The 282-nt window shown below is 37.9% G+C and carries 1 protein-coding gene; it reads right to left on the minus strand.

Annotation, left to right across the window (positions count from 1 at the left end; all coding sequences use genetic code 11):
- Nucleotides 1-282: transposase (locus HMPREF2697_RS06030; protein WP_142350081.1), on the minus strand; the 282-nt coding region annotated here is incomplete at both ends.

Genomic DNA, 282 nt, shown 5'->3' on the forward strand with positions numbered 1-282 from the left:
TTCTTAAAGTTGATGAAGTTTCTAAAACCGAAGCCCAACCGTTTGATGTCTTTAATCAACTTGTTAGTCGCTTCGAGTTTCGCGTTTGAATAGTCAGTTTCTAGCGCATTCTTGATGTATTGCTTGTGTCTAAGAAAAGTCCTAAAGACCGTTTGAAAGTAGTGATTGACCTTGCTCATGTTCTCCTCTATTAACTCAAAAAACTCATCTACCCTCTTCTCCTGAAAGTGAAAAAGCAAAAGCTGATAAAGTTTGTAGGCATTAGCGAGCTCTTCTGAAAAG

This window comes from Streptococcus sp. HMSC064D12, assembly GCF_001837205.1.
Taxonomy (GTDB): Bacteria; Bacillota; Bacilli; order Lactobacillales; family Streptococcaceae; genus Streptococcus; species Streptococcus salivarius_D.